This is a genomic window from Domibacillus sp. F004, from assembly GCF_057814295.1.
Genome location: NZ_JBVATB010000012.1, coordinates 39,262 through 46,239 on the forward strand (window position 1 = coordinate 39,262; position 6,978 = coordinate 46,239).

Here is a 6,978-nt window from a genome sequence, read left to right on the forward strand (position 1 = left end):
TCTTTACTCGCCATTGGGATTTTTTTTAGCATGATAAGCCGCATATACGTCACGTTTCGGCAGCCCTCTATCTTTAGCTGCCTGTTTCACTGCTTCTTTTGGTATCCAGCCTTGTTCAGTTATATACTGTTCAACATGCGCTTCCACGGTCATTTCATTCCACCATTCAGAACCGGCCTGCTCTATCGACTCCTCATTGCTTCCTTCAATGACAAGGCAAAACTCACCCATAATCTTAGACGTATTCGTCCATTCCACTGCTTCACCAATTGTCCCTCGTAAAAACTCTTCAAACTTTTTTGTTAGTTCTCGGCAAAGTACAATCCGACGGTCTGTACCGAAAAACGTTTCCATTAATACGAGTGTTTCCTTTAAACGGTGCGGCGATTCATACAAAATAAACGTATCGCGGAATAGCGCCAGTTTTTCCAGCTCTTTCTTTTTTTCTTTTTTCCCACGGCTTAAAAAGCCATAAAAATAAAACGGCTGCGGTGCAATGCCTGAAGCAATGAGTGCCGTGACAGCTGCATTAGCCCCCGGAAGCGGAACAACATTCAAGCCTTTTTCTATCGCTGCCCAAACAAGTTCATGTCCCGGATCAGAGATACATGGCGTGCCCGCATCACTCACGAGTGCTACTGTCTCGCCTGATTGAACACGGTCAATCAATTTGCGTCCAGCTGCTTCATTGCTATGTTCATGATAGCTTATAACAGGAGTTGCTATATCAAAGTAATTACACAACTTTTTCGTATTGCGTGTATCTTCTGCAGCAATGACATCCGCTTCTTTCATAATACGGATTGCCCTCACAGTTATATCCTCGAGATTGCCAATTGGCACTGGCACAAGATATAAAAAGCCTTCTATCTCTTCATTCGTAAAGCTTTTTTGTGCTTTCAACAACGACCACACCCCTTTTCAGCAAATAATTAATCTTTTTCATGCGAGAAAGCTGTTTAAACGCATATTCTGCGCGCATTGCCTCTTGCTTCGTTTCCAGCAATTCACTATGAATAAGCGTAACCGGCAGACGGGCTCTCGTATACTTTGCCCCTTTACCGGCGTTGTGAACGCTCATTCTTTTTTCCAAATCATTCGTATACCCTGCATAAAGTGAACCGTCATGGCACTTAACGACGTAAAAATGGTGGTTCGTCCCCATATAACAGTACCCTCACTTCCTCAGTATACTCGCCCTTTTCATCGTACACGTAAAGGGGCATTAAAATTTTCAAATCTGGTGCACCATCTTTTATGCCTTCCACGAGAACAGTGTTTGCTTCTTTTCCATGCTTTGGGTAAACAAAGCGAAGCCGTTTCGGTTCTATACGGTATTTTCTCATCAAGGTTAAGATGTCTAAGAGCCTGCCAGGGCGATGCACAAACGCCGCTTTTCCACCTTGCTTTAACAATCTTGAGGCTGAAAGAATACAATCTTCAAGCGTGCACTTAATTTCGTGGCGAGCAATAGCAACATATTCATTCATGTTTAATTCTCTGTCAGAAGGTGTTAAAAAATATGGTGGATTGCACGTAATGAGCGTATGTTTCCCAACCCCAAGCAGCTCCGGTGCATTCTTTAGGTCACCGTTTACCATCTTAATTTGATCATCCAATTTATTGTACTGCACACTGCGGATAGCCATATCAAAAAGTCTTTCCTGTATTTCGACACCAGTAATTGATACACTTGTTTTTGCAGACATTAGCAATGGGATAACCCCATTGCCAGAACATAGATCAATAATCGAGCCACGCGTCTTCGGAACAGATGCAAATCGTGCCAACAGCACCGCATCAAGCGAAAATGAAAAGACGGTCGGACTTTGAATAATACGGAGCTCTTCGGCCAACAGATAATCGAGCCGCTCATCTTCCTTTAATTTTGTCATACGTATCACTCCTTTTGCACAAAAGAACCTTCCTCTAGAAAGGAAGGCAAAAAATCGTCATTATTTTTTATTTAAAAATGATAAACAAAACAGACAGTCTTCATCTTTACGAGGACTTCCAAAATGCACACTGCAAATGTGGAATCCTTCCTGATAAAGACGAGCTAGATTATCGTAGCCTTCTCCAATGTCCGCTCCCCGTGCTTGAACATTTTCTGCCCCCAATGCTTTTCGTCCATGACCGCGTTCTAATTCTTCAAGCCTGCGTCGTAAATGATCATTTTCAATCTTTAACGAATTGTTCTCTTCCAATATTTCAGCAAGTTGCATCCTTACTTCGCCAAGCTGTTGATAAAGCTCGCCAATTTGCAATTCCATATGACTAACGGAATCAAAGATCGCCTTTTTATCTAAATTTCTCACCGTATTAGTCACCTGCTTTCACAGAAACGGCTCCTTCTTTTCCAAGTTCATCAGATGAGAACTCAAGCGTCCGTTCTAATTCCGGTATATGCACTTGTACGAGCCGCTCTAAAATATTCAAACCGGTTACTTTCCCATAACCGCTTGGCGTCTGTACTTTTTGTCCGACATCTGGTAATTCACGGCGTGCCGCTTCATATTCATCATTTTCGTACTTCAAACAGCACATAAGACGGCCGCACAATCCAGAAATCTTAGCAGGGTTTAATGACAAGTTTTGATCTTTTGCCATTTTAATCGATACGGGCTCAAAATCACCAAGAAATGTCGAACAGCAAAGCATTCGACCACATGGCCCAATTCCCCCAAGCATTTTTGCTTCATCCCGGACACCTATTTGACGAAGCTCGATCCGAGTTCTAAAAATAGATGCCAAATCTTTGACTAGCTCACGAAAATCAACTCGTCCATCCGCTGTAAAATAAAAAATCACTTTATTGCGGTCAAACGTATACTCTACATCGACAAGCTTCATGTCTAACTTGTGCTCATTAATTTTATCAACACATGTCGCAAATGCCGCCATTGCTGCTTCACTATTTTCTTGAACAGCAAGACGATCTTTTTGATCGGCTGTTCGAATAACTTTTTTGAGAGGCAAGACGACATCGCTTTCATCAACATCTTTCGGTCCGACGACAACATGACCATATTCAACGCCTCGTGCGGTTTCAACGATAACGTGATCTTCTTTTTGAATGCCAAGTTCTCCTGGATCAAAATAATATATTTTTCCCGCTTGTTTAAAGCGTATACCTACTACATTACACAAAGGCATGTCCTCCCTGTACCTTTAACAAAAGCTGTTCCATAAGCAGCTGCTGGTTCATATTATTGTTAATTCTGCGCTTCGCTTCTAAAATAATACTAAGACGGTCTGCAAGCGCTTCAGCTGTTAAAAGCAATGCATCCTGTCTGAAGGAAGCGAGCTGATCAGGAAATGCAAGACTGTATTCTTCTCCAGTCATAATGGAAAGCAAATCCCTATGAATAAGAACAAAAAGATCAAGGGCAAGACTGATCTGTTCTTTCTCTTTAAAATGCGAATGAAAGTCCTCCGATAACTGAACAAGACTTGTCAGTCCTCCAGATTTAAGGCCTTCGTACAATTTTAACACTATTGAACGTGCCTGTGCAAACCACTCATCCTGTGATAACTCACGCGCTTTGTCAAGATGATTTGTTATTTTACATACAAGCGACGCTATTGAAACCGGTACTTCTTCTTCGATAAGACGTTCTTTTAACTGAACATCATTAATCGGCCGAAACGATAACTGCTGGCATCTTGATATAATTGTTGGCAACATTCGGCTGCTCTGCTCCGTTATTAAAAAAGCGACCGTATCTGAAGACGGCTCTTCCAAAAATTTCAGCAAGCTGTTGGCAGCACTTGCTGTCATTTTATCAGCTTGGTTAACAATATATACTTTCCGGTTTGACTCAACACCCGTTTTTGTAAATTCCTGCTGCAAATAATAAATTTGCTCTTTTTTGATTGACAGCCCGTCTGGTTCAACTACATGAATATCCGGATGGTTGCCGTGATCAATACGCCGGCAATTCAAACATGATTCACATGGTATTAGTTTTTTTTCGGGATTCAAGCAAAATAAACTTTTTGCAAATAAAAGTGCAGCTTCTTTTTTTCCCGTGCCAGGATCGCCTTCTAACAAATACGCATGGGTTATCCGATCTTTCAGAATACTATTTTCAATCATCCGCATGACAGTTGGTTGACGAGCCGTTATCTCTTCCCACAATTTAGACACGTAATCCACACCCTTTTAAAATTGATGAAATTGCTCAATAGGAAGCACAAACACCGTTGCCCCGCCCACCGGTACTTCTACCGGATAAGGTACATACGCATCTACATTACCACTGAGCGGTGAAAGTGGCGGTGCTGCCTGATCACGTGACTGACAATTTTTTTTTATAATATCAAGCGCTTCATGAAGTCGTTCATCCTCTATCCCAATCATAAATGTTGTGTTTCCTGCTTTTAAAAACCCCCCTGTAGATGCAAGCTTCGTCGCACGAAAATCATGTTCAATTAATATATGAGACAATTTACTGCTATCCTGATCTTGTACAACAGCTATAATTAATTTCATCCCATATCCCCCTAATAGGATTTCTCTCATTATATCAAAAGCTTTAAAGCAACACTTTTTTAATTATTGCGAGTGCGGCTTGAAAAACAGATTCCTTCTCTTTCTCTGCATCAATCACCATAATCCGCCCGGGATCTTGCTTCGCCAGCAATAAATATCCCTCCCTTACCTTTTCATGAAAGTTAAGTCCTTCTAAATCAAGACGATTCACTTCTCGCCCTTCATGCCGATGGATTCTCGCAAGACCCACTTCTGGACTCACATCAAATAACAGGGTCAACTCTGGCATCATACCTTCTGTCGCAAATGCATTCATAGAGGCTACTTCGTCTATCCCAAGCCCTCTCGCGTGTCCTTGGTAAGCAAGTGAGCTGTCAATGAATCGGTCACAAAGAACAATTGCTCCACGTTCAATTGCTGGTATTACTTTTTCAACAAGATGCTGACGGCGTGCTGCTGCATATAAAAGTGCCTCTGTCCGTGCATCCATTTTAGTGTTTTCTTTATTTAGAATGACCGATCGAATTTGCTCTGCAATCGCAATTCCACCAGGTTCACGTGTTTGGACAACGTCTTTTCCACTATTTTTCAGTTCCTGAACAATTCGTTCTAACACAGTTGTTTTCCCTGCCCCTTCAGGCCCTTCTATGGAAATAAATATTCCTTTTTTCATCGTTTATCCCTCCCCGCGAAAAACAGCAATCTGTCTTTCTTTTAAGCTGCTTCCACCATGAAAATGGCTCCCACTTTTTAACATCCATTCAAGTGATTCTATATGTTCATTTAAAATTCGTTCCCCTTCCATAATTAAAGGAATGCCCGGTGGATACGGAATAATCATTTCCCCCGCAATCTGACCTCTTGCTTCATGAAAGGGAATGAATTCTTTGTTATATTTATTATGCTCATTATACGGTAATGTAAGGGTCGACACACCCTTTGTTTTTTTAACTTCGTGAAAATGCTCTCTCTCTCTTCCTTTTTTCAAATGAAAAGAACGCAGTTTTAGTAAAGCCTCCGCTTCAAATGTCATCTGTCGTTCTTTTAAAAGTGGAAAAACGAGCAACACTTGAAAAGGATCAGCCATTTCTGGATATAATCCCGCCTGCTCAAACAACATCTGTATTTCATATCCAGAAAGGTTATCGGCCCGTATAAGAAGTTTATATGGATCATCTGACTTTACGCATAAGCACCCTTTTGACTCCAACACTGTTCTTATCCTGTTTACTACCTGTATCGAATAATGATGATCACATTCTCTATAACTAGCTGTATAAGCTCTGGCCGCATCAAGCGACGCCATAATGGGATACGAAGGACTGCTTGATTGCAATGCATGCAAATAAAACATGACCTTATCCCGATCTATATCACTGGATTGAATATGAAAATACGATCCCATTGTCATCGCTGGCAGCATTTTATGGGCCGACTGCACCACGATATCTGCTCCCAAATAAAGTGCACTTTCCGGGATGCCTTCATAAGGTAAAACAAAATGAGCCCCATGCGCTTCATCTACAAGGACAATGGAACCATTATTTTTGGCAATCATAGCCAGCTTCTCGAACGCACCCGCCATCCCGTAGTAAGAAGGATACGTAAAAATAACAGCTTTAACATTCGTGTATTGCCGATAGGCCTCTTTTAATGTCTCAGGGGAAAATAAGACAACTGTTTTTGAATGTTCATCATATTCAGGTGCTAAAAAAACGGGCTCAGCTTTGGCCATCTTTAAAGCATTTAATATAGACTTGTGACAGTTACGCTGGACAAATACGCGATCTCCTTCCAAAAGAGAACCAAGGATCATGGCAAGATTACCAACTGTGCTTCCGTTTACAAGAAATTTACTTTCGTTTGTTTGATAAAAATCGCTTAATAAATTTTCTGCATCTTGAATACACCCTTCAGAGGCATGAAGATCATCTAGACCACTTAACTCTGTCACATCATAGGAAAGATCCAAAAAAGATGAAAGCTGTCCATTTTTGTGTCCCGGAACATGAAAAGAAACAGAGTTCTTCTTCTTATGCTGTTTCAATGCTTCCACAAGAGGTGTTTTTGTTTGATCGATATACATTTTGTTCCATCCTTTCATCTTTTATATAGAAAAAAGGAGATGACTTTTTGTCATCTCCTTTTACACTAGATTTTGCCAGGCGGCGTCCTGCTCTCACAGGGGGAAACCCCCAACTACCATCGGCGCTGAAGAGCTTAACTGCCGTGTTCGGGATGGGAACGGGTGTGACCTCTTCGCTAATGCCACCTGACTATAAAATTGGAAAGAAGCCTGTTCTTTCAAAACTGGATAGAAGCGTGTCGTATGATCCGTGTTACACCAAGTGTTATTTTGTGTTGTCCAGCTCCAGTCGGCCAGTCCCCTCGGTCATAAGCCATCACGCTTCTGTGACAAAGAACGTCACGACAGCGGTCTGTCTTATGCCTGCCGGGCCTGAGCGGCCGACTTGCGCATTTCT

At 41.7% G+C, this 6,978-nt stretch carries 9 protein-coding genes and 1 rRNA gene; all 10 read right to left on the reverse strand.

Annotation, left to right across the window (positions count from 1 at the left end; all coding sequences use genetic code 11):
- Positions 1 to 3: 3 nt before the first annotated feature.
- The gene (rsmI, locus tag ACZYRN_RS18440) at positions 4 to 903 is read right to left on the reverse strand and encodes a 16S rRNA (cytidine(1402)-2'-O)-methyltransferase (RefSeq protein ID WP_488913071.1); all 900 of its coding nucleotides are present in this window, start codon (positions 901 to 903) and stop codon (positions 4 to 6) included.
- Positions 875 to 1,165 (reverse strand): GIY-YIG nuclease family protein, encoded by a 291-nt coding sequence (locus ACZYRN_RS18445; RefSeq protein ID WP_488913063.1) that lies wholly within the window; start codon positions 1,163 to 1,165, stop codon positions 875 to 877. Before ACZYRN_RS18445 ends, rsmI begins: the two co-directional genes overlap by 29 nt.
- Positions 1,134 to 1,895, reverse strand: a complete 762-nt coding sequence (locus ACZYRN_RS18450) for a tRNA1(Val) (adenine(37)-N6)-methyltransferase (protein ID WP_488913064.1) — start codon at positions 1,893 to 1,895, stop codon at positions 1,134 to 1,136. The genes ACZYRN_RS18445 and ACZYRN_RS18450 overlap by 32 nt, the downstream gene beginning before the upstream one ends.
- Before the next feature lie 60 nt (positions 1,896 to 1,955).
- Entirely contained in the window at positions 1,956 to 2,273 is a 318-nt protein-coding gene (gene yabA, locus ACZYRN_RS18455) for a DNA replication initiation control protein YabA (RefSeq protein ID WP_488913072.1), read from the reverse strand.
- Positions 2,274 to 2,322: 49 nt separating this feature from the next.
- Positions 2,323 to 3,150 (reverse strand): PSP1 domain-containing protein, encoded by an 828-nt coding sequence (locus tag ACZYRN_RS18460; RefSeq protein WP_488913065.1) that lies wholly within the window; start codon positions 3,148 to 3,150, stop codon positions 2,323 to 2,325.
- Positions 3,143 to 4,150, reverse strand: a complete 1,008-nt coding sequence (gene holB / locus ACZYRN_RS18465) for a DNA polymerase III subunit delta' (RefSeq protein ID WP_488913066.1) — start codon at positions 4,148 to 4,150, stop codon at positions 3,143 to 3,145. The genes ACZYRN_RS18460 and holB overlap by 8 nt, the downstream gene beginning before the upstream one ends.
- A gap of 15 nt (positions 4,151 to 4,165) precedes the next feature.
- Entirely contained in the window at positions 4,166 to 4,495 is a 330-nt protein-coding gene (locus ACZYRN_RS18470; protein WP_488913067.1) for a cyclic-di-AMP receptor, read from the reverse strand.
- 43 nt (positions 4,496 to 4,538) lie between these two features.
- On the reverse strand, positions 4,539 to 5,168 hold the full coding sequence (gene tmk / locus ACZYRN_RS18475) for a dTMP kinase (RefSeq protein ID WP_488913068.1): 630 nt from the start codon (positions 5,166 to 5,168) through the stop codon (positions 4,539 to 4,541).
- 3 nt (positions 5,169 to 5,171) lie between these two features.
- On the reverse strand, positions 5,172 to 6,581 hold the full coding sequence (locus ACZYRN_RS18480) for an aminotransferase class I/II-fold pyridoxal phosphate-dependent enzyme (protein ID WP_488913069.1): 1,410 nt from the start codon (positions 6,579 to 6,581) through the stop codon (positions 5,172 to 5,174).
- A 74-nt stretch (positions 6,582 to 6,655) separates the two neighbouring features.
- A 5S ribosomal RNA gene (rrf, locus tag ACZYRN_RS18485) occupies positions 6,656 to 6,771 on the reverse strand.
- Positions 6,772 to 6,978: the final 207 nt, after the last annotated feature.

Bases quoted from the DNA above. Each gene is read 5' to 3' on its own strand.
- ACZYRN_RS18470 (WP_488913067.1), bottom strand. From the start codon at position 4,495: ATGAAATTAATTATAGCTGTTGTACAAGATCAGGATAGCAGTAAATTG.
- ACZYRN_RS18445 (WP_488913063.1), bottom strand. From the start codon at position 1,165: ATGGGGACGAACCACCATTTTTACGTCGTTAAGTGCCATGACGGTTCA.
- ACZYRN_RS18480 (WP_488913069.1), bottom strand. From the start codon at position 6,581: ATGTATATCGATCAAACAAAAACACCTCTTGTGGAAGCATTGAAACAG.
- tmk (WP_488913068.1), bottom strand. From the start codon at position 5,168: ATGAAAAAAGGAATATTTATTTCCATAGAAGGGCCTGAAGGGGCAGGG.
- ACZYRN_RS18450 (WP_488913064.1), bottom strand. From the start codon at position 1,895: ATGACAAAATTAAAGGAAGATGAGCGGCTCGATTATCTGTTGGCCGAA.
- yabA (WP_488913072.1), bottom strand. From the start codon at position 2,273: ATGGAATTGCAAATTGGCGAGCTTTATCAACAGCTTGGCGAAGTAAGG.